This is a genomic window from Streptomyces sp. NPDC050842, from assembly GCF_044456565.1.
GTDB lineage: Bacteria > Actinomycetota > Actinomycetes > Streptomycetales > Streptomycetaceae > Streptomyces.
Genome location: NZ_JBITGA010000001.1, coordinates 1,131,276 through 1,154,385, shown reverse-complemented (window position 1 = coordinate 1,154,385; position 23,110 = coordinate 1,131,276). Strand labels below are relative to the sequence as shown.

Annotated in this window: 23 protein-coding genes; 9 read left to right on the top strand and 14 right to left on the bottom strand. The window is 69.6% G+C overall.

Annotation, left to right across the window (positions count from 1 at the left end; genetic code table 11):
• Positions 1–27: 27 nt before the first annotated feature.
• From ACIBG6_RS05180 to ACIBG6_RS05170, 3 genes are all read right to left on the bottom strand, one after another.
• Positions 28–2,340, bottom strand: a complete 2,313-nt coding sequence (locus ACIBG6_RS05180; protein WP_399221123.1) for a RiPP maturation radical SAM C-methyltransferase — start codon at positions 2,338–2,340, stop codon at positions 28–30.
• A 455-nt stretch (positions 2,341–2,795) separates the two neighbouring features.
• On the bottom strand, positions 2,796–4,547 hold the full coding sequence (locus ACIBG6_RS05175; protein ID WP_399221122.1) for a lysyl oxidase family protein: 1,752 nt from the start codon (positions 4,545–4,547) through the stop codon (positions 2,796–2,798).
• A gap of 984 nt (positions 4,548–5,531) precedes the next feature.
• Complete coding sequence (locus ACIBG6_RS05170) at positions 5,532–5,732, bottom strand: DUF5988 family protein (protein ID WP_399221121.1); 201 nt, start codon at positions 5,730–5,732, stop codon at positions 5,532–5,534.
• A gap of 396 nt (positions 5,733–6,128) precedes the next feature.
• On the opposite strand from ACIBG6_RS05170, the gene ACIBG6_RS05165 reads away from it, so the two are divergent.
• Together ACIBG6_RS05165 and ACIBG6_RS05160 are read left to right on the top strand one after the other, a co-directional pair.
• Positions 6,129–8,807, top strand: a complete 2,679-nt coding sequence (locus ACIBG6_RS05165; RefSeq protein WP_399221119.1) for a SpoIIE family protein phosphatase — start codon at positions 6,129–6,131, stop codon at positions 8,805–8,807.
• Positions 8,808–8,813: 6 nt separating this feature from the next.
• Positions 8,814–9,122 (top strand): hypothetical protein, encoded by a 309-nt coding sequence (locus ACIBG6_RS05160; RefSeq protein WP_399221118.1) that lies wholly within the window; start codon positions 8,814–8,816, stop codon positions 9,120–9,122.
• A 63-nt stretch (positions 9,123–9,185) separates the two neighbouring features.
• Here the strand turns inward: ACIBG6_RS05160 and ACIBG6_RS05155 are convergent, their stop codons facing one another.
• Both ACIBG6_RS05155 and ACIBG6_RS05150 read right to left on the bottom strand, forming a co-directional pair.
• Positions 9,186–10,076 (bottom strand): SMP-30/gluconolactonase/LRE family protein, encoded by an 891-nt coding sequence (locus ACIBG6_RS05155; RefSeq protein WP_399221117.1) that lies wholly within the window; start codon positions 10,074–10,076, stop codon positions 9,186–9,188.
• A 248-nt stretch (positions 10,077–10,324) separates the two neighbouring features.
• Positions 10,325–11,557: a glycosyltransferase gene (locus ACIBG6_RS05150; protein WP_399221193.1), complete on the bottom strand. Its 1,233-nt coding sequence runs from the start codon at positions 11,555–11,557 to the stop codon at positions 10,325–10,327.
• 136 nt (positions 11,558–11,693) lie between these two features.
• Here ACIBG6_RS05150 and ACIBG6_RS05145 point away from each other — a divergent pair, with 136 nt between their 5' ends.
• Positions 11,694–12,791: a hypothetical protein gene (locus tag ACIBG6_RS05145; protein WP_399221116.1), complete on the top strand. Its 1,098-nt coding sequence runs from the start codon at positions 11,694–11,696 to the stop codon at positions 12,789–12,791.
• A gap of 112 nt (positions 12,792–12,903) precedes the next feature.
• Here ACIBG6_RS05145 and ACIBG6_RS05140 read toward each other — a convergent pair whose 3' ends face one another.
• Positions 12,904–13,356 carry a YbhB/YbcL family Raf kinase inhibitor-like protein gene (locus ACIBG6_RS05140; protein WP_399221115.1) on the bottom strand — a complete coding sequence of 151 codons (453 nt, stop codon included), beginning with the start codon at positions 13,354–13,356 and terminating at the stop codon, positions 12,904–12,906.
• Positions 13,357–13,475: 119 nt separating this feature from the next.
• Between ACIBG6_RS05140 and ACIBG6_RS05135 the strand changes: the two genes are divergently transcribed.
• The 4 genes from ACIBG6_RS05135 to ACIBG6_RS05120 all read left to right on the top strand — a co-directional run bounded on the left by ACIBG6_RS05135 (position 13,476) and on the right by ACIBG6_RS05120 (position 16,110).
• Positions 13,476–14,033 carry a nucleoside-triphosphatase gene (locus ACIBG6_RS05135; protein ID WP_399221114.1) on the top strand — a complete coding sequence of 186 codons (558 nt, stop codon included), beginning with the start codon at positions 13,476–13,478 and terminating at the stop codon, positions 14,031–14,033.
• A 121-nt stretch (positions 14,034–14,154) separates the two neighbouring features.
• Positions 14,155–14,322, top strand: coding sequence for a hypothetical protein (locus ACIBG6_RS05130; RefSeq protein WP_399221113.1), 168 nt, complete (start codon positions 14,155–14,157; stop codon positions 14,320–14,322).
• 45 nt (positions 14,323–14,367) lie between these two features.
• Positions 14,368–15,168, top strand: coding sequence for an SDR family oxidoreductase (locus ACIBG6_RS05125; protein ID WP_399221111.1), 801 nt, complete (start codon positions 14,368–14,370; stop codon positions 15,166–15,168).
• 477 nt (positions 15,169–15,645) lie between these two features.
• The gene (locus ACIBG6_RS05120; protein ID WP_399221110.1) at positions 15,646–16,110 is read left to right on the top strand and encodes a MarR family transcriptional regulator; all 465 of its coding nucleotides are present in this window, start codon (positions 15,646–15,648) and stop codon (positions 16,108–16,110) included.
• A 181-nt stretch (positions 16,111–16,291) separates the two neighbouring features.
• On the opposite strand, the gene ACIBG6_RS05115 is transcribed toward ACIBG6_RS05120, so the two are convergent.
• The 5 genes from ACIBG6_RS05115 to ACIBG6_RS05095 form a co-directional block, all read right to left on the bottom strand.
• Positions 16,292–17,215, bottom strand: coding sequence for a RimK family alpha-L-glutamate ligase (locus ACIBG6_RS05115; protein WP_399221109.1), 924 nt, complete (start codon positions 17,213–17,215; stop codon positions 16,292–16,294).
• A gap of 8 nt (positions 17,216–17,223) precedes the next feature.
• Positions 17,224–17,556 carry a hypothetical protein gene (locus ACIBG6_RS05110; protein ID WP_399221108.1) on the bottom strand — a complete coding sequence of 111 codons (333 nt, stop codon included), beginning with the start codon at positions 17,554–17,556 and terminating at the stop codon, positions 17,224–17,226.
• A 94-nt stretch (positions 17,557–17,650) separates the two neighbouring features.
• Positions 17,651–18,133 carry a hypothetical protein gene (locus tag ACIBG6_RS05105; RefSeq protein ID WP_399221107.1) on the bottom strand — a complete coding sequence of 161 codons (483 nt, stop codon included), beginning with the start codon at positions 18,131–18,133 and terminating at the stop codon, positions 17,651–17,653.
• Positions 18,134–18,264: 131 nt separating this feature from the next.
• Positions 18,265–19,104: a hypothetical protein gene (locus ACIBG6_RS05100; protein ID WP_399221106.1), complete on the bottom strand. Its 840-nt coding sequence runs from the start codon at positions 19,102–19,104 to the stop codon at positions 18,265–18,267.
• Complete coding sequence (locus ACIBG6_RS05095; RefSeq protein WP_399221105.1) at positions 19,101–19,781, bottom strand: hypothetical protein; 681 nt, start codon at positions 19,779–19,781, stop codon at positions 19,101–19,103. The genes ACIBG6_RS05100 and ACIBG6_RS05095 overlap by 4 nt, the downstream gene beginning before the upstream one ends.
• Positions 19,782–20,016: 235 nt before the next feature.
• Between ACIBG6_RS05095 and ACIBG6_RS05090 the strand changes: the two genes are divergently transcribed.
• Positions 20,017–20,202, top strand: coding sequence for a hypothetical protein (locus ACIBG6_RS05090; protein WP_399221104.1), 186 nt, complete (start codon positions 20,017–20,019; stop codon positions 20,200–20,202).
• Positions 20,203–20,543: 341 nt separating this feature from the next.
• Here ACIBG6_RS05090 and ACIBG6_RS05085 read toward each other — a convergent pair whose 3' ends face one another.
• Positions 20,544–20,825, bottom strand: a complete 282-nt coding sequence (locus tag ACIBG6_RS05085) for a winged helix-turn-helix transcriptional regulator (protein ID WP_399221103.1) — start codon at positions 20,823–20,825, stop codon at positions 20,544–20,546.
• A gap of 178 nt (positions 20,826–21,003) precedes the next feature.
• Between ACIBG6_RS05085 and ACIBG6_RS05080 the strand changes: the two genes are divergently transcribed.
• The gene (locus ACIBG6_RS05080; RefSeq protein ID WP_399221102.1) at positions 21,004–21,894 is read left to right on the top strand and encodes an NAD(P)-dependent oxidoreductase; all 891 of its coding nucleotides are present in this window, start codon (positions 21,004–21,006) and stop codon (positions 21,892–21,894) included.
• A gap of 47 nt (positions 21,895–21,941) precedes the next feature.
• Here ACIBG6_RS05080 and ACIBG6_RS05075 read toward each other — a convergent pair whose 3' ends face one another.
• Both ACIBG6_RS05075 and ACIBG6_RS05070 read right to left on the bottom strand, forming a co-directional pair.
• Positions 21,942–22,538: a DUF1349 domain-containing protein gene (locus ACIBG6_RS05075; RefSeq protein ID WP_399221101.1), complete on the bottom strand. Its 597-nt coding sequence runs from the start codon at positions 22,536–22,538 to the stop codon at positions 21,942–21,944.
• A gap of 415 nt (positions 22,539–22,953) precedes the next feature.
• Complete coding sequence (locus tag ACIBG6_RS05070) at positions 22,954–23,079, bottom strand: hypothetical protein (RefSeq protein WP_255325155.1); 126 nt, start codon at positions 23,077–23,079, stop codon at positions 22,954–22,956.
• Positions 23,080–23,110 lie beyond the last annotated feature (31 nt).

Here is a 23,110-nt window from a genome sequence, read left to right as displayed (position 1 = left end):
CCTCCTGGTCGTGGGAACGAAGATCGACTACGCCATCACTGCTGTCCGGGTGTCGACAAGAGCCTCGGGCACCGTCCCGGCCACGGCCGCCACCGGCTCGGGATTCCGCTCTGCCATCCGGCTCGCGCGGACGGCGACGGCGAGGATCTTCCCGTCGATGCGGATCACCAGGCCGTCCGACAGCCACTGTTCGACCAGCCCCGTCATCCCGCTCGCCCCGCCGAGCGCCTCGAACGCGTCGCGGTCCTCGTCCCGGAACTTCTCGGCGAGCAGTCTCTCGGCGACACCGGCATCGAGATGCCGGTACAGCGCGCTTCCGGCCCGGTCGAGGGGATGCCGGACAGGTGGGCTCCCGACGTCGCGGTGATCGACGATGACACCCTCCTCGTCGGGCCGTTCGATGAACTCGAGGCGCGCGCCCGCCTGGTTGGCCCGCCGCCACTCCGCGACCGCCGCCTCCACCTCCGAGGTGTCCACGGGCTCGCCCAACGACGGGTCCAGCGTGAAGTCGTGGAGGTAGACCAGTTGGTCCAGGTCCGCCTTGTCGACGGGGAAGGCGTAGGCGAACATCCGGTGCGCCCCCTCCCACCGCACACCGTGGGCTTCCGGCTGCTCGAAGTACGGGCTGAAGCGGTGCAGCTGGAACCGGCCGCCCCCGGACGGTGGCTGGAGGTGCGTGAGTTTGGGAATGAGTTCCGCCATCCGCGCGTAGGACGCCTGGCCCTCTCCCGGAAGACCGAAGAGCAGGTTCCAGCCGCAGTAGATGCCCAGCTCCTGGCACCACTTGAGCAGCTGAATGTTCTGGTACGGCTTGACCCCCTTGCGCATCAGCGACAGGAGGTCGGCGTCCAGGCTCTCGATGCCCGGCTGCACCCAGCGGACTCCCGCTGCGGCGAGCGTCTCCAGCTCGCTGCGGCGCATGTTCGCCTTGATCTCGTAGAAGAACATCCAGTCGTGGCCGCGCGCGGTGATCTCGGGGAGGAGGTTCCGCAGGTACTCCCGGGGCATGATGAGGTCCATGGAGTAGAAGCGCCCCACGCCGTAGCGCTTCTGGAGGCTCTCCAACTGTGCCAGGACGACGTCCGCGTCCCAGGCGCGGAAGTCCATGATGTCGTGGAGGCCGCAGAACGTGCACTGCACCTTCTGCCCGTACCAGCATCCGCGACTGCTCTCGAACGGCAGCCACGGGTTCATCTTCTCCGTCAGGCCGAGGCGCGCGAGCCGGTGGAAGTAGGCGTCGTAGTCCAGCTCCAGTTTCCGGCTGCCCGCCACGACCAGCTCCGCGGCGGGCGCGGTCACCACCTCGCCGTCCGCGGTCCGACGGCTCACTCCCGCCAGACCGCTCAGCGAGCGGCCATCGCGGAACCGCCGCACGAGTTCGCCCAGCACCTGCTCGCCTTCGACGTGCACGACCGCGTCGACGTACGGGCAGATCCGCATGATCGTGCTGCCCATGGGACCCGCGCACTGCGACCCGCCGAACACGATGCGCAGGGAGGGGAACGCGTGCTTGAGCCGCCGCGCGAACGCCATCGAGGCGCCGAGCTGGGAGATCGTCAGCGAGAAGCCGACCACGTCGTACGCGGACCAGTCGACCTCGTCGACGAGGTCGTCCAGGTACTCCTCGGTGACGGGCGCCAGCGCTGCCAGGATCGTGTCGGCGAGCTCCGGCCACGGGAAGCCGACGCCCAGCGGACGCTGTTCCAGCATGCCCGTGAGGTGGTCGCCCTGCTCGGGCCCGTAGTAGTGCTGGGAGAAGATCCACTCTGGCAGCGGGCCGAGCAGGTTGCCCAGGACGTTGTAGAGGTTGAGCCCGATGCGTGCCGCGTAGTCCACGTACACCTCGTGGACGTCGGACGCGATGCCCTCCTGCCGCAGTGCCGACGCGAGCGTCGCCAGCTGGATCGACGGGAGGGTGGGCGACATCCACGGCAGCGAGACCAGCGCCACCCGGGCGCCGGCGGTATCCGTTCCCCTCGTCTGCGCTTCCCGGGCCGCCAGCGCCGGGAAGTCCACGCGCTGGCCGGGGAGGCTGCCGGAGCCGGCGATGAGCCGGTCGACCTCCTGGAGGAAGCACCTGGCCAGCCGCCGGTGCTCCCGCTCCAGCTCCGCGGTCCCGAGAGAAGCCATGCTCGCGGTGGCCGCGGCCCCGAGCCCATCGGGGGCCGTCGGCTGCACGGCACCGTGGTCCCTCGCCGTCGGGGACAGCGGGCCCTTCTCCGCGCGGCGGGCCTTCTCCGTGTCGGCCAGGGTGAAGAGCAGGCGCAGCAGCTGAAGCCGTACGGGGTCGGACCGGCCCGGGTCCGAGCGGTCAACGACAGAGTCCTCTCGAACAGTCACGGCCCCATCGTGGCCGAGTGCCGCCTCCCCACAGCACCGCCCTGCCAAGGACGCGCCGACGCTCACCCAATCGGACCGAGAGCCACCCACGGACACCTTCCGGGCGCCGCCTGCCCCGAGGACGGAATACATCGACACCGGCGGCGACGGGATCCGGGGCCGGGGGCGAAGTACGCCCGACATGGGAGAAGGCCGCGGCGCACGCCGGCGGCCGTAACCTCGCCGCGCACGCGGAGGTCGCGCTGCAGCTCGTCCACGGCGAGACGGGACCGATCACCGTTTGCTCGAACCGGCACGCTGACGTCCGTTCTCTGGGGATCGGACGGTATCCCCGAAAGTGGGATCCCCGGGATCCCCCGGGGCGACGGATCAAGCGACGCTGGGAGTACGGGCGGGGCGGTGGGCCCGACGAGGGCGGGTGGCACAGCGGCTGCCGCGCCACCCGCCCTCTCAGGTCAGTTCGCGTTCACGAGGTCGTGCGCGGGGACGGTCACGGTCCGTCGGCCGGGGGCGCCGCCGAGGATGACCTTCCGCAGGGCACTGTTGTTGTCGAGGTTGGTTTCCTTCAGCCGCTTGGCCGGATTGGCCAGCACCTGGATGTAGTAGGTGCCGTTGGGCACGTCCGTGATGTCGAACGACTGGCCCGGCAGGTCCTGGGTGTAGGTGTCGCCGGAGCCGACGTCCAGCACCTCGCGGACGGAGATGGAGTTCTCCTGGCCGCAGGCGGTGGCCAGATCGGTGTTGAACGGGTGCCAGTTGGCGTTCTTCACCGTGTAGTCGACGGCGTCGGTGTTGGCCAGGCAGAAGGCCTCCTTGCCACTGCGCACCGCTTCCTTCTTGTCCGCCTTCAGAAGCCGGTAGCTGGCGAAGTCGGTGAAGTGCCAGTGCACGTGGCCGGGACGCGGGTCCCACTCCATCGTGCCGGTCGGGGTGTAGCCGACCTGCTTGCCCGCGGCGTCGTAGAAGTACTGGTAGGCGTCCATCTTGGCTTTCCCGGGCGAGCGGAAGCCGTCCACGACGAGCTGGGCCGGGCCGGCGTTCCACACGTTGGCGCTGAAGGCCAGGTAGTCCTTGCCTGGGACGTTCTGGCCGCCGTCGCTGATGGTGATGCCGTAGGCCGGCAGCGACCGCAGGTCGGGCTTGGGGACGTTCGGGACGGAGGGATTCCCGCTGGGCCGCTTGGCCTGCGGCGTGAGGGCGGGCGCCTGGCGCGAGCCGTCGGTCTGCCCGGCGGTGTCGCCGACCCGCATGTCGGCACGCGCGGCCTGCTGCCTCTTCGCCGCCCACGGCACGGCCGGCGGCGCGGCCTTCAGCGGCCCGTGGCCCACGTTGTACGAGGGGCCGGCCCCGCTGGTCTCCGGTGCGCCGGCCTGGGCGGGGGTCTGAGCGTGCCCCGGCCCGTGCCCGGCGTGACCGGCCGGAGGCCGGTGGGCGGCGCCGTGCCCGGCGTGCTCCCCGGCGGTGGCCGACCGGGCGGGCTCGGCGCCAGCGCCGTCCTCCCAACTGCGCTCCTGGACGGTGACCTTCACCGTCGCGGGCCGGTCGGCGATCCCGAGGAGGTCCCGGTACTTCTTGGCGATCCCGATCTTGGCCGTGTACGCGCCGGCGGCGAGCTTCACCGGCTGGGTGTAGGAACCGCCGTAGGTGTTGGCGGCCCACCCCTTCTCGACGCCCCACACGGAACCGAGGGTGAAGGCGTTGGTGGGACAGCTCTCCGGATACTTCGAGGTGGAGGGCGCGTCGGGTCGGACCCGTCCGCTGGCGTTGTTCGGGCAGAAGCTCTCCGTCCGGCTGACGACCTTCTTGCCCGTCTTGTCGGTGACGGTGATCTCCGCGAAGCCAGGCAGCCCGGAGAAGTCCTTCACGGTGCCCAGGGGCAGCTTCTTGGCCTTGGCCTTGCCGCCCTCGTACACGGTCTGGGTGATGGTCACCGGGTCCTTGTAGGACTTCCGGGTCACCTTGAGCTCCAGCGGAGTTCCTTCCGCGGTCAGGTAGGTGCCGAGGTCCAGGTAGACGCCCGGCTCCTCCTTCCAGGAGGTGAGCGTGACCGAGTCGGTCGCCGCGATGAGACTCAGTTTGGGCCCCGTCGCGGCCGTCGCCTGATCCGGCGTCGCGGCCATGAAGCCGGCCGTCACGGCCATGGCGGCGACGGCCGTGGTCCCGGCGAGCAGCGGACGCCGCAGCCGGGTGGTGCGCGTAGTGGTCATCGTTCCCTCGTTCTCCGGATGCTGTGAGAAGGAAGCGGACAGCGGGCCACCCGGCCGACGGGACGGCAGAGCCGCCCGCCCGGCACGGTGAGAGGCACTCGCTGCGCCCGTGCGGTGAGAGGAGGGGACCGGATGCCTGGTTGTCCGGAGAGTCGAAAGCGTCGGGATGTTGGCCGGATAGCGCTGTTGTGTCCATGAGGGGTGCCCGTGAGGCACCCGGCGGGGCGGGATGGGAGCAGCTGAGCATCGCACCCCTCAACCCTGGTGCGGCAGGCCAGGATTGGCCCGCCCTCGACCCTCGGTGGACGGGAGTCCGTCCCCGGTTGCTCAACCGTGCGGATCGAGTGCGCGATCAGGGAGCAGCCCGCAGGTTCGCGTTCGACGAGGTCGGCTCGCTGGGAATCCGCCCGACAGACGGTTCCTGTTGGGCCGAGGAAACCGTCCCGACCGGGCGCCTGGTGGCTTGAGCATCCTCAGAGCTGTTGGTTCCCCGATCGCCACACATACCGGATGTCCGGCTCGCGTTCCTCGTTCCGGTGACCGTCGGTGTATTCGGCAGGTACGAAGCCCTGGAGGGGCGGATAGCCTAGAGGGGGGCGGTCCCGTCGAGCGCTCGCCGGGTCGACCCCGGGCCCCGGGCGCCGCCGATCAGTCAGTCGATGTACCCACGGTGAGGCATCCTGCGCGATGCGCCCCATCCGCGTCGCTCGGTCGGCGCCGCCGGCGGGCGGGCAGGCGGATACTCGCCTCGCCGAGAGACACCCATCGATGTCACTCAATCCCCGGCCGGCGAGCAATGTCGGCCACCTCGCCGCTCGCTGGTGCGCCGCCGCCCACGGGCGCCACATCGCAGCCGCCTGACATGCACTGAGACAAGGCCATGAAGAGCAGCCTCGTAAAGGCCGCGACGCACGTACTTGGCGAATCGACTCGGTGTGGCGTGATCCGAGTCCAGGGCACCCGTCGCGACGTGGTCTGGCCGCCCTACTCGGCGATCTCCGTACGCTCCCACCATTCGTACACCCGCAGGGTTCCCTCCGCGGTGTCGTTCCGGCGTTCGGTCTCCCTGAAGTGCTCGTATCCGCCGAGGTGCGGGATCTTCACGTCCTCGCCGGGAATCTCGACCGTGGCGATCCGCTCGGGGAGGTCGTCCGGCCCGCCTTCCAGCAATACCTTGTGCGCCATGGCACCAGTGTCACCACCCTCGGTGCGCATCGCACCCGGGAGAGGCGTCCGCCGGGCCTACACATCTGACGTAGCTGCCCGGAAACACCGGCCGAGCGCAGCCCACAGGACGTCGGGTCGGAGCCGCCCGATCGTGGTGTTCTCGCCGCACTCGTACGCCAGGTGGGCGGGGCCAAGGCAGTCCAGCGGCATCGAGCTCCTCGCCGGTGAGGAGCCCGGCCCAGGGCGTTGCCCCACCCCGTACGCGGTCGACAGCTCGCTGATCATCTGCTCCGTGCAGGCGTTGCGCTTGGCGCGGCGGTTCAGGCCGAGCAGCGGTTCATGCCCGTGGGGCGTCCGTTCCAGGCCCGCACCGGCCCGCTCGCCCGCTGTTCGGGCCGGTGCTAGACATGGACTATGGCCGGATTCCTCGGCCGCCTGCGCTCCGCGTTGAGCGTCCGCACCGTCGCCCGCCAGGTCTTCTCCCTACAGGCGGCGATCGTGGTGCTCCTCGTCGTGGCCGCCGTGGTTGCTCTCGTACTGCAGTCCCAGGCCGACAGTGAGCGGGAAGCGCGCAACCGGTCCCTCGCCGTGGCCGAGACCTTCGCCAGCGCGCCGGGCATCGAGGAGGCCCTGGCCGGTCCCGACCCGACCGGGGTGCTCCAGCCACGCGCCGAAGCAGCGCGAAAGGGGTCCGCCGTGGACTTCGTCGTGGTGATGACCACGGACGGGATCCGCATCACCCACCCCGATCCGGCACAGATCGGAAAGCACTACATCGGCACGACCGGCCCTGCGGCAGCAGGCGGGGTCGTCAGGGAGACCGTGACCGGCACCCTCGGCCCTTCCACCCGCGCCGTGGTCCCCGTGACCGACGCCGAGGGCGACGTGATCGCTCTGGTGTCCGCCGGGGTCACGCTCGAAGCCGTGAGCGGAGTCGTCGATCACCAGCTGCCCCTGCTGCTCGGTGCCGCGGCGGCCGCGCTGGCAGTCGCCACCTTCGGTACCGCTCTGGTCGGCAGGCGACTGCGCCGCCAGACCCACGGCCTGGAGCCCGCCGAGATGACCCGTATGTACGAGCATCACGACGCGGTGCTGCACGCCGTGCGCGAGGGCGTTCTGATCCTCGACGGCGACGGTCGGCTGGCGCTGGCCAACGACGAGGCACGCAGGCTGCTCGGTCTGAGCCCGGACGCGGAGGGCCTGCTCGCCAGTGAGCTGGGCCTCGCCCCGGACATCGCCCGGCTGTTTGCCTCCGGGCGCTCGGCCACCGACGAGGTGTACGTGGCCGGGGACCGGTTGCTGGCCGTCAGCCAGCGGCCGACCGACCCCAAAGGCGGGCCGTCCGGCTGTGTCGCGACGCTGCGGGACACCACCGAGCTGCAGGCCGTCACCGGGCGGGCCGATGTGGCGCAGGAACGCCTGAAGCTGCTGTTCGACGCCGGAGGGGAGATCGGCACCAGTCTCGACGTCGAGCGGACCTCCCAGGAGCTGGCGGACTTCGCCGTCCCCCGGTTCGCCGATTTCGTCACCGTCGACCTGGCCGACCCGGTCCTGCGGGGCGAGGAGCCACCGAGGGGCGGTGCGGCGATGCGGCGTGTCGCGTTCCGCGGTATCCGGGACGACACACCGCTGTACCCGCCCGGAAAACTGATCCGATTCGTCCCGTCCACCCCGCAGAGCCTCGGCTACGGCTCGGGCGAGACCGTCCTGGAGGCGGACATGACCGCCTTCTCCGGCTGGCAGGCTCAAGACCCCGAACGGGCACGGGGACTTGTCGAGGCCGGTATCCATTCGATGATCGCGGCTCCGCTGCGCGCCCGCGGCGTCATCCTGGGTGTCGTCACGTTCTGGCGGTCGCGCAAGCCCGAGCCGTTCGAGCACGACGACGTGACACTCGCCGAGGAACTGGCCGCGCGTGCGGCGGTCACCATCGACAACGCCCGGCGCTACACGCGCGAGCACACCATGGCGGTCGCGCTGCAGCGCAGCCTGCTCCCCCGCGCCCTGCCGGAACAGAACGCGCTCGACGTGGCCCACCGATACCTGCCCGCGCAAGCGGGCAGCGGCGGTGTCGGCGGGGACTGGTTCGACGTCATCCCGCTGCCCGGCGCCCGCGTAGCCCTCGTCGTGGGGGACGTGGTCGGCCACGGGCTGCACGCCGCCGCCACCATGGGCCGGCTGCGCACGGCGGTCCACAACTTCTCCTCCCTGGACCTGTCGCCCGACGAACTCCTGGGGCGCCTCGACGAACTGGTCACTCGGATCGACCAGGACGAGAGCGGCGACGGCGACGTCGCGCCGGTCACGGGCGCCACCTGTCTGTACGCGCTCTACGACCCGGGCTCCCAGCTGTGCACGATGGCCCGCGCCGGCCACCACGAGCCCGTCATCGTGCGCCCGGACGGCAGCGCGGCGTTTGCCGCCGTACCGGGCGGCCCGCCCCTCGGGCTCTCCGGTCTCCCCTTCGAGACCGCCGAGATACGGCTCCCCGAGGGCAGCAGCCTCGTGCTCTACACCGACGGCCTCGTGGAGGACCGCACCCGCGACATCGACGAAGGGCTGGAACTGCTGCGGCGCACTCTGGCTCACCCCGGCCGCACGCCCGATCAGACCTGCAGCGCGGTTCTGGACGCGTTGCTGCCCGATCAGCCCTCGGACGACATCGCACTGGTGGTCGCCCGCACGCGTGCGCTCGACAGCGCCCGTACAGCCACCTGGGACGTCGCGTCCGATCCGTCGGCCGTCGGCCAGGTTCGAGCCGCCGTCTCCCGCACGCTGGCCGAATGGGGTCTGGAGGAGGAGTCGTTCACCACCGAGCTGATCCTCAGCGAGCTTGTCACCAACGCCATCCGCTACGCCGCCGAGCCCGTCCGCGTACGTCTGATCCGCGACCGTGCCCTGATCTGCGAGGTCTCGGACGGCAGCAGCACCGCTCCCCACCTGCGGCGCGCGGCGACCACCGACGAGGGCGGACGGGGCCTGTTCCTGGTGGCCCAGTTCGCCGACCGCTGGGGCACCCGCTACACCGCGCACGGCAAGGTCATCTGGACCGAACAGCCACTTCTCACCGGCACATCGGACAACGACCGGTGACGATCGGTGGCGATAGGCGACGCCTACGGCCGTCGGCCGCTCCGGCTCCCCCACGTCGGCCTGCCTGCACGGGCACCCGCGTCAGTTGTCGATCTTGATCGTCTTCATGGTGAGGGGGGATTCGATGCGCGGGACGGCGGGCAGGCCGCTGAGCTTGCCGGTGAGGAAGGCTTCGTAGGCGGCGTGGTCGGCAACGGCGACGGCGACGGCGACGGCGACGGCGACGGCGACGGCGACGGCGACGGCGACGGCGACGGCGACGCGAACGAAGTAGTCGGGCCTGCTACGTGCGTGGCAAGCGCCGACTTCGGATAGGAACGAGGCCCCTTCACCCGCGCCGCCGACCGCGTACTTGTCCGGTCTCCGCTCTGCCCTGCCTCACTGGATCTCGTAGATCCCCCCGTCGACCCCCGCCCGGTAGAGCCGGCCCGCCGAGAAGCCTCGGTCGCCCTGCCCGTACGTGATCTGGGTGGACAGGGGCAGTCCCGACGCGACGGCGCAGAAGGTGCCGCCCTCGGCCCGCCAGATCTGGCCCGCCGCGTGGGTGGCGATCAGCGGCCGGCCGCGGGCGTCGAGGGTGAGGCCGTCGGGGAGGGCGAGGGTGTCGGTCCCCTCCGTGGAGATCCAGCGCTGCGGGTGCCCGGGATCGGCCACGGGGATGCGGTAGAGGCCCGGGGCGACCGTGGTCTGGACGACGTACACCTGGCTCCCGTCCGGTGAGACGGCGATGCCGTTGGGCTGCGCCACGCGCGCCCAGTCGTGGTCGACCCGGCGGTCAGGCGTGACGCGGCCGATGGTCCGGCCGCCCAGCGTGGTCGTGTACACCGTGCCGTCGGGCGCGAGAGCGACGCCGTCGATGCCGCCGAGCCCCGAGGCGTATGTGCTCACCGCGCCTGAATCCGGGTCCACCAGCAGAAGCTTCGACACTGGGAAGATGTCTCCCGTGAGCGAGTGGAGGAGGTCGTTGCCGGTGCCCACGAGCAGGCGCCCGTCCTCGCGCACGACGATCCCGCCGTTCGCGCCGATGCCTCCCGTGATCGGGACCGGGGTGACGCCCGGGGCGTCGATGCGGTAGACCCGGCCGGAGTGGAGGGCGGTCGCGAACATCCGCCCCCGCCGATCGACGGCGATCGACTCGACCCAGTCCGGGATACGGGCCACCAGGACCGACGCTCCCTGCCCGGCCCGGTCCGCGCAGACCGGCGCCGCCCACGCCGGGGCCGGTGCCAGGACGCCTGCCGCCGCCGCGAGGACGGCCGCCGCCGTCACGGCACCACGGCCCGCGCCACGTAAGGCGCGACAGAACGCCCTGGTCAGGCCTGCTGCCCTGGCCGTCCTGGCTGGGCTGGCTGGGCTGGCTGGGCTGGCTGGACCGGCCGCCCTGGTCGTCGGCTTCATCGGACTCCCTCGCTCGTGGCTTCGGATACGAGGCCCCGTACACCCCCGTCCCCCACCCCCGCCTACCCCACCGGAGCCCCTCGCCGAACCCCCGTACGCACGCCGACATCAGCCGATCGTCAGGTCCGGCCGAGTCGGTCCAGAGCGGAGACGACGGGTGTGACCCCGTCCTCGCTCCGGATCCGTTCGGACAGGGCCAGGGCACGACGGCGGTAGAGCGGCTCGCTGGTCACCTCTTTCAGAGCGGCGGTCAAGGCCTCTGACGTGAGGCTGCGGAGGGGAACCGCTCGCGGAGCCACACCGACCGCGGCCAGGCGCGAGGCCCAGAACGCCGCGTCGAACTGAACCGGTACCGGCACGGCGGGGACTCCGGCGCGCAGCGCCGCGGCGGTCGTCCCGGCGCCCGCGTGATGGACGATCGCGGCCATCTTCGGAAAGAGCAGGGAATGGGGCACTTCGTCGATGGTGATGACGTCGTCGCCGTCGCCGTGCAGTCCGCCCCAGCCGCGCTGGATCACGCCACGGAGGCCGGCTGTGCGCAGAGCGCGCACCACGGTGCGACTGAGACGCTCGGGTTCGGGCACGGTGGCGCTGCCGAGGCCGACGAAGACCGGCGGCGGGCCGGCGTCCAGGAAGTCCCGCAGTCGGGTCGGCAGCTCGGCGAGCGGTGGGTCGTGCGGCCACCAGTAGCCCGTGATCTCCAGTCCGGGACGCCAGTCGTGCGGCCGGGGCACGACCAGCGGGCTGAAGCCGTGGAAGACCGGCCACGCCCGTTCTCGTGTCCTACGAGCGGTGTGCGAGCCGGCACGGGGCAGGCCGAGTCGGCTCCGGAGAGCACGAGTGGCGTCGACGAAGATGCGGTCGACCACGGCGTTGACCGCACGCCCGGCCAGCCGGTTCCCGGTCCCTCCCCACGAACGCGTTCCGGCCACCGGCGGCGGGAACTCCCTTGTCGGGGCGAGAGGCTGCAGGAATACGCCCATGGAGGGCAGCCCCAGGCCTTGTGCGATCGTGTGACCCACCGGGCCCAACGAGCTGGACACCAGCACGACATCACTGGCCTGCGCAGCCTGCAGCAGGTCATCGGACATCTGGCCGACGACCGCCCTTGCCATGCCGACGAGATGAGCCAGTTTCCCCACGTCGCTGCCGCTGCGCTGCATGACCTGGCCCCGCGCGGAGGCCAACTCCGCGCGCGGATCGACGGGTACCGCGTGAAATCCCAGCCCGGCAGCCGCCGCCAGTGGGGCGAAGCACGCGTGGCTCACCAGCGTCACCTCGTGCCCTGCCTGCATCAGCCCGTGCCCGAGACCGGTGTACGGCGCTACGTCCCCACGCGACCCGGCTGTCATCACCGCTACCCTCATGGCCGCAGTATCCCGCCCGTCGGCGATCGACGGCGCTTGGCGCACCGGATGCCGTGAGTGCCTCCGACGACCGGTCTCGGGCATCATCGAAGGTGGGGGGACCCGTCGACGAGGAGTGGCGATGAGGTTGTCGTTCCTTGAGCCCCTCTACGCAGAGCCGGGCCCGTACGCCTCCGTGTATCTGGACACCTCCCGGGACGTCGAGCATCCCGAGCGGGCAATCGCGCTGCGCTGGGGGCGGCTGCGGGAGAGCTTGTCCCGTCAGGGCGCGGACCGGGCGCTGATGAACGTACTGGGGGAGGCGGTCGGCGCCGACGCGGCGGTTCCGGGGGTGCACGGGCAGGCCATCTTCGCCGCCCACGGCACGCTCGTCCTGGACGGGGAGCTTCCCCGGCCGCCCGAGCACGACTCCGCGCGGTACAGCACCCTGCCGGACGCCATGCCCCTGGTCACCCAGCACGTTCCGGAGATCCCGTACATGGCCGTTGTCGTCCACTACGGCGGCCTTCCGACCGCCGAGACCCACGGCTGGGTGGTGCTGGAGGCGGAGACCGGCACCTGGCCGACGTCCACCGTCACCCCGGGTGAGCGGCTGCGCCGCAGGGTCGCGGTGGCGACCTGGCACCGTACCTGCGCCCGGCTCGGCCACCGGCTGGACGAACGGGCGCGGCGCGCCCATGCCGACGCCGTGGTCGTGGGCGGGGACGAGTGGGCGTGCAACGTGCTGATCCGCCGCCTGCCACACACCCTGCGGGCCAAGATCGTACGTGTGGGCGGCCCGACCCCCACGCACACCGGACGCGCCCTGTTGGAGCCGCAGCTCGACGGCGTCTTCCGCGGCCGCATGGCCGCGCACGACCGGGAGCTCGTGGACGTCTTCATCGGTCGGCGTGCCCTGAACGGGCCCGTGGTGGAGGGTCTGGCCGCCACCGTCGCCGCCCTCCAGCGGGGCCAGGTGGCAGCACTGCTGCTGAACCGGCCGCCGGGGTCCACACTGCGGCTCTGGGTGGGCTCCCTGCCCACCCAGCTCGCCCTGACCGAGGCGGAGCTGACGTCCTTCGGCGTGCGGGCCCCGCGCGAGGAACGCGCCGACGAGGCCCTCGTCCGGGCCCTCGTCGGCACCCGCGCCGAGCTGGTCGTCGTACCGGAGAGCGAGCTGGGACTGTACGAAGGCGTGGGCGCCTTGCTGCGGTACGCCGACCCCGGGATCCCGCCCTGACGCCGACGCGCCCCGCTTCCTGGGTCAGCAGGACGGTCGCCGCGGCCCGGTTCGTGCGGCTGTACGGCGCCCACGGCTACGACCAGCGAGGAGGCGACCAGCTCCGACGCGCTCAGCGCTGATAGGTCCCGACCAGGGTTCCGGAGGCCAGCTCCCTGCCCTTCAGGGCACGGTGCACGGCCTCGGCGCCCGGGTGGTCGCGCAACGGCAGCGGCTCGGACAGCGCGTACAGCCGGAAGAAGTAGCGGTGCGGCCCATGCCCCGGGGGAGGCATCGGCCCACCCCAGCCCACCTTCCCGAAGCCGTTGGGCCACGGCAGGCCCCCCTGGGGCTTCCGGCCCTCCGCCACGCCGGTCGTCCCCGGGTCGATGCCGGTCACCAGCCAGTGCAGGAAGGTCGCCCCCGGCGCGTCCGGGTCCTCGCACAGGAGCACCAGCTCCGTGGCCTCACCGGGCACCCCTGACCAGGTCAGGGGCGGCGAGATGTTCTCTCCCTCCCCGCTGTAACGGCGGGGGACCACCGTTCCGTCGTCGAACGCGGTGCTGCTGAGTTGCATTCCGTTCATGCGCGCCGCACTACCCGCGACGGCGCCACCGGCACCGGTCCGCACCGCATATCCCCCGTACGGCCGACGTTCGGCCGAGCCCACCCGGATCGCCTCCGGAGGCGGGTGAGAATGGTCGTGTGCCGACAAGGATCCTGCTCGAGGGCCGCCCCGGCGCGGGCAAGACGACCGCCCTCCGGCGGCTCGCCGCGCTGCTGACCACCCGCGCGGCCACCGGATTCACCACGGAGGAGATCCGGCAGTCCGGCGTGCGAGTCGGCTTCGCCCTGGAGACCCTGACAGGCCGGCGGGAGGTGCTCGCCCATGTCGACCTGCCCGGTCCGCCGCGGGTGGGGAAATACGGCGTCGACCTGGGTGTCATGGAACGACTGGCGCTGCCGGCGCTGCTGCCGGCGGCAACCGAGGAGGCAGGGCGGCTGGTGCTCATCGACGAGCTGGGGCGAATGGAGTTGGAGTGCACGGCGTTCCGAGACGCGGTCGACGCGCTGTTCGTCGCGGAGGTCGACATCGTCGCCACGCTCCACACGCACCGTGATCCGTTCACCGACACCCTCAGGCGGCGCTCCGACATCGAGGTCGTCCACCTCGGTCCGGCGAACCGGGACACCCTGCCAGGGGAGCTCGCGGCCCGGTTGCGCCGGCCCTGGACGCACGAAGGGCCGCCCTCTCACGGATGAGAGACCGGCCCTGCGCCGGAGCGCTCCCGGGCGATTCGACAAGACGCCGCTCGGGTACCTGCAGACGGTTCGGCGGAGGCGTCGAGGCACGACAGGAGGTCGCGACTGGGTACTCGGCCCCATGCTCCAGCGGCTCCGTGGCAGTGCCGACGAGTCGGAGCTCAGCGAGTTCCTGCGGCACGAGGTGGAGGAGCACTTCGGTCTCGACTCGGCCCGCGAGGTCCGTCGGGCAGGGGATGGAGAGACGGGTGCGGGCAGCCGCGCGAATGCCGGTGACCCGCCGTGGTGAGAGAGTGAAACAAGGGACCGACGTGCTCGATCCGGAGGTCTGGCGATGGCAACCGTGCTGGTCACGGGCGGTACCGGGCATCTGGGACGCGACGTGGTCGCCCGGCTGAAGCCGTCGCACCACGTGCGCGTACTCGCCCGTTCACCGGGATCGGATCCGGATGTGGAGTGGATCCGCGGAGACCTCGCCACCGGCGAGGGGATAACGGCGGCGGTGACCGGGGCCCAGGTCATCGTTCACGCGGCAACACTCTCCCCGGCCGCCAGACGAGGCTTTCTCCTGCCGGTCGACTTCTGGCGCAGCCCGCCGGAGGTCGATGTCGACGGCACCCGCCGGCTGCTCGACGCGGCCGTCCGAACCGGGGTGACCCACTTCGCCTACGTGTCCATCGTCGGCGTCGACCGGGCCCGCATCCCGTACATGCGCGTCAAGCACACCGCCGAGGAGCTCGTACGAACCGGACAGGTGCCCTGGTCGATCCTGCGTGCCACCCAGTTTCACTGGCTGACCGACCGGATGCTGGGCAAGGCGGCCCGCCTCCCCGTAGTGCCGTTGCCCACCGATCTGCGCACCCAGCCGGCGGACTCGCGCGACTTCGCCGACTACCTCGCCAGACGCGTCGTCGAAGGTCCGGGCGGGCAGTGCGCGGACTTCGGAGGGCCGGAGGTGCTCACGCTCGGCGAACTCCTCGCGACATGGCAGCAGATCCGCGGCGGGCAGCGACGCCTCCTTCGTATCCCGGTACCGTCCGCGGTCGAGCGGGCGGCCCTCTCCCTGACCTGTCCCGATGGCAACCTGGGCACCATCACCTGGGCCGAGTGGCTACGCACCCACCCGCCTGAGTGAGCCGCTGTCGTGGGGATGCCGCGGTGAGGGCGCGAGGGCGGCACGCGGCCGGCTAAGCGGGCGCGACGTCCTGCCGCAGGTCGCCCGCCTGAGTGCACCAGACCGAACCGCTCGTGCCCACTCCTGGTGGAACTCATCGCGGAGGGCGATCTCCACGGGCAGAGGTCGGTGGATCCCATCCCCCGCTGCGAGAGGCGGGCAGACGGGCCGAGCCGGAGCCGACGGCCGTGTCCCGGCGCTGGTGGAGGTGGCTGCTGGCCTCCCGCTCGTGGCAGGCTGCCAGGACAGCATCGGCATCGTTGAAGCGTGGCGCCTACCGCGATCAACGCCCGGCGGCTTCCCGCACTCCTGGCCGCGCCTCTCGGGGCTGAGCCTGCCGCGTGACGCTGAGAACCGGTCAGTGAAACCGCCTTGACCTCAACCGAACTTAAGGTTCTACGGTGATCACGTTCCGTTGATCACGAGAGGGAGGGGCACGTGAGCGTGACGATCAGGGAGTACTCGCAGGAGGAGTTGGCCGCTCAGCCCATCGGCGCATGGACTGGCGTGGCGTGCCGGCTGGTGGTCGGAGCCATCCGTGACCAGTTGGCGGTGGAGGACCTCACACAGCCGCACTGGTGGACGCTCAACCACGTTGCCGGGGAGCCGGGCAAGTGGACCCGCGCAGCGTTGATCGAGCGGCTGGCGAAGTGGGATGACCTCGGGATCGACTTCAATGGCGTCTTCGAGGACCTTGTCGCCCGTGGTTGGCTGGCGGAGGACGCAGGGCTCATGACGTTGACCGAGGCGGGAGAGGACGGGCGCGTCCGTGCCAGGGAGCGCAACTTGCGCGTGCATCAGCAGGTTCACGAAGGCATTGACACGGCCGACTTCGTGACCACGATCAACGTCCTGCGTCGCATGGTCGCCAATCTGGGCGGCGACGGCAACCTGCCCGGCTGACGGGTACCGCGAGCCACAGCACTGCTTCGGCACGGACATCGTCGGGTGGGCCCAGGAGTGCCGTCAGCGCGGTCTGTGCGTGGCCATGTGAAGGCATGTCGGCCAGGCTGTTTCAGTGCGCCCACACCGTGCGACACCCTCCCAACGGCATTGGCATCACCCGCACTCGTCGAGCAGGCCGCTACGGTCGTGACGCTGACGTCAGGAAATGCGCCAAGGCCTCACAGATCGGAAGTCCGGCGAGGATCTCGACGAAGAGGAACTGCCCGCTGGGGTTCACTTCCAAGAAGACGTGACGGCCATCGTCGTCGACTTTGAGGTCTACGGCACCGAAGTCCAGGCCCAGATCTGTCATGAACTGGAGAAGCGCCGCGTGAGTCTCGGCTGGAAGCTCGCACGCCTCGCACGGTACGGCGAGGTCCAGTCGCGTATCGACGGGCGAATCCGCAGTCGAGAACCGGGCCGCCAGGATCCTGTCACCGATGATGGTCGCCCTGATGTCGAAGGCGCCCGTGATCTCCTCCTGGAAAATCACGGGCGCGATGGGCAGAGTCTCGAGCCGGCGCGTGTCCGTCGGGTCCCACCGACGCGTGTCGAGCATGAGATGCGGAGGGGAAGACAAGGCTTTGTGAATGACCTTCCCATGGTGCCGTGCCACGAACTCGATGACCTGCGCCGGGTCGTTGCTGATCAGCGTGTCGGGAATCGGAAGGCCGGACCGGCGTGCCGCTTCCAGTTGCCTCGGCTTGGTGGCCCCGATGTCCGCGTCCGGTCGATTCACGAGCACTGCCGGTGTATCGGCAAGAACGGCATCGAGCAGGTGGCTCCATTCGTTCCGCGCGAAGGCCCGGTCATCGGGATGGCGGACGAAGTCCGGCGGCCGCGCCGCGTAGGCACGGCGAAGCCAGATGGCGCCCAACTCCATGACGGACAGCGTCACGCCGCGATGCGTCCTGATTGTCGGCGGCGTCCCGACGTGCCATTGCCATGTCTGCTCATGCGGTTGCCTCGTATCGAGGATGACGCTGTCGCCGCCGAGCCGGGAAACCTCTCTGGCGACGGCCTTTGCATGCACATCGGCCTCGGGCGCCAGGATCCCGATCACGGGATGGCTCATCGGATGCCCCGAGCGTCGAGGAAGGCTGATTCCAGTTCCCTGTACCCCTGAGGGTGGCTGTAGTCAGGTGGCGTTGGCCGGGTGGCGATCGCGAACGGCCGGTCTGACCGGCGCACGATGTCCTCCGGCATGCTCTCGGAAAGGTCCAGGATCGTCAGCGGTAGCGCCACGGTGACGCGGACGGCCGGCGTCGTCACCCGATCAGGATCGGCCTCGATGGACTCGACCTCGACGACGGACTGACGAGGCAGTGTGAAACGCAGATGGCCGACGATCAGAACGAGCTGCTGATCATCGGCAGCGGCCAAGAAGCAGTTGATGATTGCCATGTGTCCCCGAGAGGACGGAAGCATGGGAAGGTGTCCCAACAGGCTCGAAAGCCCCTCGTCGCGCCCAGCCCGCTCCCTCTTCCTGCGCATGACGTCACAGCCCCATGGACGGCGGGGGATCGTCGTGATAGCTCGGGTGAGTGTGGTCATCCGTCGAATCCGGGCCGACTTCACCGCAGACCGTTGCCGTGTCGTTTCCTTCACCCGGCGTCATGGTTGACCCGAAACCGAACAGGCTGTTCGGGAGGAACCAGCCCTTCGATCCAGGCAAGCGCACCCGCGCCAGCTGCCCGTCGCGGCTCAGTGTCTCCGGGTAGCCCGGCACGCGGACAGGGAGTATGACCCGAACTGCGGCGGGGTCAGACAGCTGCAGCGTCACCAATGTGGGGTCGTCCGGTCGCGAGGCGAAATGAGTCACGATCGCCAGGGGCACTTCGACAATGCCGTACGGCGAGGCAACGTGGACAGCATCCTCCGTGCGACTGAGCGCTCGGCCCCGTACGAAGCCGCCCATCGGCTCTTCGTCCGAGTACATCGGCAAACGTTCCAGGACGTCACGCATACGATCCGCGTCCACGATTCCCACCGATCCTTTCGCCTGAGACTGCCGAAGCCGCAGCTAGCGTAGAGCCCCATGACACGCCTGCCTCTTTCGTGACGGTCCGTCGGTCCGTCGGTTCTTCGGCGGGTCGTCACGAAAGATCGAGGTCAGTAGCTAAGCGGCCAGAGAAGTGGCCCACACACGTGCCACTCGAATTCGGGACCATGGTAAATGTGGTGCAGGTGGGCGATGTACCAGAACACCAGGTCCTGTCCGTCGATGTTCTCGTTATTCACCTGCGTGGAGATCTGAGACGAGTAGGCGGTGCCTAGACGCCCCTTCAGGTCTTCCACTCCGCGGTACGCAGTCGCGTACATATCCGCAGGTTCAAAAGCGTCAGATGGCTTGTCGTGCGGGCCGCGATCGATGATGTACCCACGGTTGGTCTGCTTGTTGAGTACTGCCCACCCGGTGGCCGCACTTGTAGCCTGCGAAGTCTCACGTGGTAGCGGCATCCATCCGGGTCCGTAACCCCAATTTCCACCGGTGGCCACGTGTGCCAATGCCAGATTGTTGGCCGCCCCTTCGATGTCGAAGTCGAACCGCCAATAGACATGGTGCTGGTGGCTGGAGGGGTGCTGAAGGCCTGCGCTGTGAAGCTGCGGCAAAATGAGCCCGTCACTGCGGAAGAACCATCGATTGACAAGGTGATACTGACCAATCCGGTGGTAACTTTCCACCACCAAGTGGCGGAAGCCCGACTGATTGTGCTCGTAGACCTTGACCGGGCCCTGCATGTTTCCGATACTCAGCGGATCCTTATAGGGGCCGGCGCCCGAGTCGTAGCGGACACGGATCATCGGCAGGCTCGCCTTATGGCACACCTTCTTTCCCCGGAAGTGCAAGTTCCGCAAGGCGATGGCTTCGCTGTCACCGTCGTTGACCTCCCACAGGAACGTCCACACAGGAGCCTCTGGAGGCCAACTCACCTGGCCAGAAACACTCATGACGCCCCTCCTTCCTGCGGCAGAAGGCCGGTCCTGACGACCTCCCCATCGCTCAGATCGACGATGGCGAAGGCCGTAGGCAGGTACCGGTTCTCGGGACCAAAGCGAAGGTCCACCAGTCGGTGCCCATAACGCGGGCTTCGAATGTTCACATCCTCGACAATCAGTCCTACACCGGTGGCGAAGTCGATATCCGCCTCGGTCAGCTGGCTGCCGTCGCGGACCATCTCCAGAGCTTGACTTTGCTCGGAGGCGGTCAGCGCAGGCTGGTAGCGCTCCACGGTCACTTCGTGCACCGATCTGCGAACCTGGTCGACAGTGACTTCCACGACGTCGTCGTCGGTGTAGTTGTAGATGATCACCAAGGGAAAGTCGGTCTGACGATCCATCGACCGCGTTCCCACCTCCAGGACGGCATAGCGCTTGCCTTCCAGTTTCCCGGCAGCCCTATCGGAGGCGAGAGCCACGTCCACCGCCTGCTGGCGGCGCTCGTCGGTGATCTTGGGCTCGATTGTCTCGAATTCGACGGGGCTAGTGTCTGCCGGGGTCAGGTACTGACTGAAGTCCGGGACGTCGACGAAGGGGGGATCGATAACGGGCCCGAGGTTGGGGATTTCGACGCTGCGCAGGCCAGGCGGAGGCAGGTCAGGGGGATGCAGCCTGTTCTTGTCAGACATTGTTCCACCTCACTGGGTCATGAGGCCGTCGAACGGCGAGTTGAAGATAGCTGACTTCACCCCTTGACGCGGGCTCCCCCAAGGCCATACGAGTTCGCTGATCCCCTGCCGATGCCGTGAGGGGTCACCATCTAGCTGTAACCCAGGGAATGCGAATTCCTGACCTGCTTCGGCAACCAACGATCCCGGGCTCTTGCCCCGCCACAGGGGACTCGAGACTGACCATCGGAATCGCTTGCTGAAGAACTACCTCTGGCAAGGCCGCGAGGAAGTCGCGCCCTCGGCGCATTACAGCCGGTTCGGCAACCTGTCGCACACAGCACAATCGTTGCGCGTGAAGGCCGCCTCCGCAAATTGGCCGCAGACTGAGAAGATGCCTCGCGCGGTGCTTCCGTGGTGCGGCATGATGCTGCACGGTTGAGGGTTGATCTGTCGCGGCCGCATGAACGAAATGTGGGAGCTTGCAGCTCTGTTGATAGCGAGGTTCACGTCTCGTCCGCAGAGTGGGGTACTGCTCCGGTGGGCGAGCGGGCGGTGTTCACAGCCGTGGTGTGCGGCGCTGACGAGCGGGTGTGCGTGGCGGTTCTGTCGGAGTCGTCCGGAGTCTCGCCGGCCACCGCGCACCATCGGTTCACAGCGTGGACCCGGGCCGGGCTGTGGCGCAGGCTGCACTGGGCTGCTGGACGAGCTTGGCGCCAAGGACGAGCCCCGCGGCGCGTACCGTCCGAGGCGAACTGCCCAGCTCCTGACCTGAATGTGAGTTCATGGGAGGGCCTCGATCCGCTCCATGTGCTCCTCACCCCATGCGCCGAGCGGCGCCATCGCGCTGTTGAGCGAGCGGCCGAACTCGGTCAGCGAGTACTCCACCTTCGGCGGAACCTGGTGATACACCTCGCGGTGCACCAGGCCACTGGACTCCATCTCGCGAAGCTGCAGGATCAGCATCCTCTCGCTGATCCCGGGCACCGCACGCCTCAACTCCCCGAAACGCACCGGTCCTTCTCCGAGCGCGAAGAGGATCAGCCCTTTCCACTTGCCTCCCATGACGGCGATGGCAGCGTCGAGCCCGCAGGTATAACTCCGGCCCATCCTTCACCCCTCCTACGAACAAGAATGTGGGTACCTCACAAAAATGTAGGTACTTGAGGGAATGTACGTGAGCACCCAGCATGGAGTGAACGACGAGGAAGCACTGACGACTTACCGTGGACTGGAGCTCAGCATGACCAGGGACAACCGCACGCCCGTGACCGTCATCGGGCTGGGTTCGATGGGCCGCGCACTGGCCGAGGCGTTCATCGACGCCGGACACCCCACGACGGTGTGGAACCGCACACCGGGCAAGGCCGCGCCCCTGGTGGACAGGGGAGCGGTCCACGCCGATCGGGTGGAGGACGCGGTCGCCGCAAGCCCGCTGGTGATCGCCTGCCTGACCACCTTCGAGGACACCCGGCACGCCCTGGATCCGGCCGCCATCGCGCTGCGCGGGCGCAGCCTCGTCACCTTGAACAGCGGCTCCCCGGCCGGTGCCCGCGAGGCCGCCGCCTGGGCCACCGCCCACGGCGCCCGGTTCCTCGCCGGAGCGGTCAAGAACGTGCCCTCGGCGGTGGGAGCGCCGGACACCCTGCTGTACTACGGCGGCGACAGGACCGTCTTCGAGGAGCACCGGACGACCCTGAAGGTGCTGGGTGGCGACACCGTCCACCTCGGGGACGAGACCGACCTGGCCGCGCTGTACGAGATGGCGGTGGGCGCGATGCTGCTGCCCGCGCTGACCGGCTTCTTCCAGGGTGCCGCCGTCGTCCGGGCTCGCGGCCTCCCGGCGAGCAGTACGGTCCGGTTCGCCGAGAAGTGGCTGGACATGATCAAGTCCCTGCTGCCGGTCTACGCCGAGGAGATCGACAGCGGCGACTACACGGACGGTGCCTCCTCCGTGAACCTCTTCCTCGCGGGAGCGGCCCACGACGAGGCGCTGGTCGAGGAGACGAACGTCGACACGGCCTGGCTCGCCCCGCTCAACGACCTCCTGCGACGGGCCGCCGACGCCGGCCACGGCGAGCACAGCATCGCGGCCCTGACCGAAGTACTCAGGCACCCGACGCGGGAGGGGTGACGCGTCCGGCAGGTTGCCGGTCTTCCGCCCTCGGGTAGCGGTACCGGTCAGCGCCCGTCGAAGAGATGGGGCAGCCGCGACGGCGTCAGCGTCATGCGGTCGAATCTGACGACACAGCCGTCTCCGACCGGCGACTGGACTTCGATCCCGACCCGCACGTCGGGCGCATTGCCCAGGCTGAACTGGCGTGCCAGGCGCCAGGAGTCGCCGTCGAGCGATGCGTGGAAGGCGAAGCCGCCGTCGATGCGGCTGATCCTCAGCCAGACCGGACCGTGGTGGAGGGGCCACCCCACGGCGTCATCCGAGAGCCCCCGTGTGACGACCGAGTACAACGTGGGCGGGCCGTCGGGCGACTGCTCGAAGTTGAGCTTGGCCCAGACGTCGGGTGCCGACCAGACGACCACGGCGCCGGCGTCCCACGGCGCCCGGAAGTCCACACGGAGACGGGCCGAGAACTGCCAGTCGCCGGGGGACGGGATCAGGAGAGCACGTGCCGCGTCGTTCCTGACCTCTCCGGTCAACGGGTTGGTGAAGACATCCGTCCTGGCACCCGCCTCCACGGTCAGCACGTCGTCGTCGAGTTCGAGGGCGACCGGGGACTCTGCCCAGTGCCGAGCGTCCACCAGGGTGGATTCCAAGGTCATGACACCCACCCTGACGACGTCGGCGAGCTCTCTCAAGGGGAAGCCACGAAGATCCAAGAGGTGACCCGAAAGTCCAGATCCCCGGAGTCGGGACCACCGGCCGGACCGTAGGGCGGTCACGGGGAGGGACCGAAGCGGCCGGGGATGTCCTGCGGCGGACATCGCTGACACGTACGACGTGCTGCGCCCGCGCGCCGCTCCCGGTGACTTTCGCTGGCACACCCCCGCGCGTCTCGGCGACTGGCCACGGCGCGCCCGGGGGCGGATCGACGATGCCCAGATCGAACGGGACATACGACGGTGCCCTGACGCGGGCCGCCCACCGCCCGGTCTTCCGGCGGGGTGGGGGCCGGCCGCACGCCGGTCCCCACCCTGGGCGGCCAAGGGGTGCGCCGCCCGGTCACGGGGTGGTGGGTCAGCAGCCGCTGGTGAGCCAGCGGCAGGCGGTGATCAGCGCGGCGGCGTGCTCCTCGCCGCGGGCGTCCTCGGTGCGGACCTCCTCCGGCAGAACCTGCAGGGCATCGATGTCGTACTCCGTCATGACGGTCTCCTTCTTCGGTTGCTTCGACGGG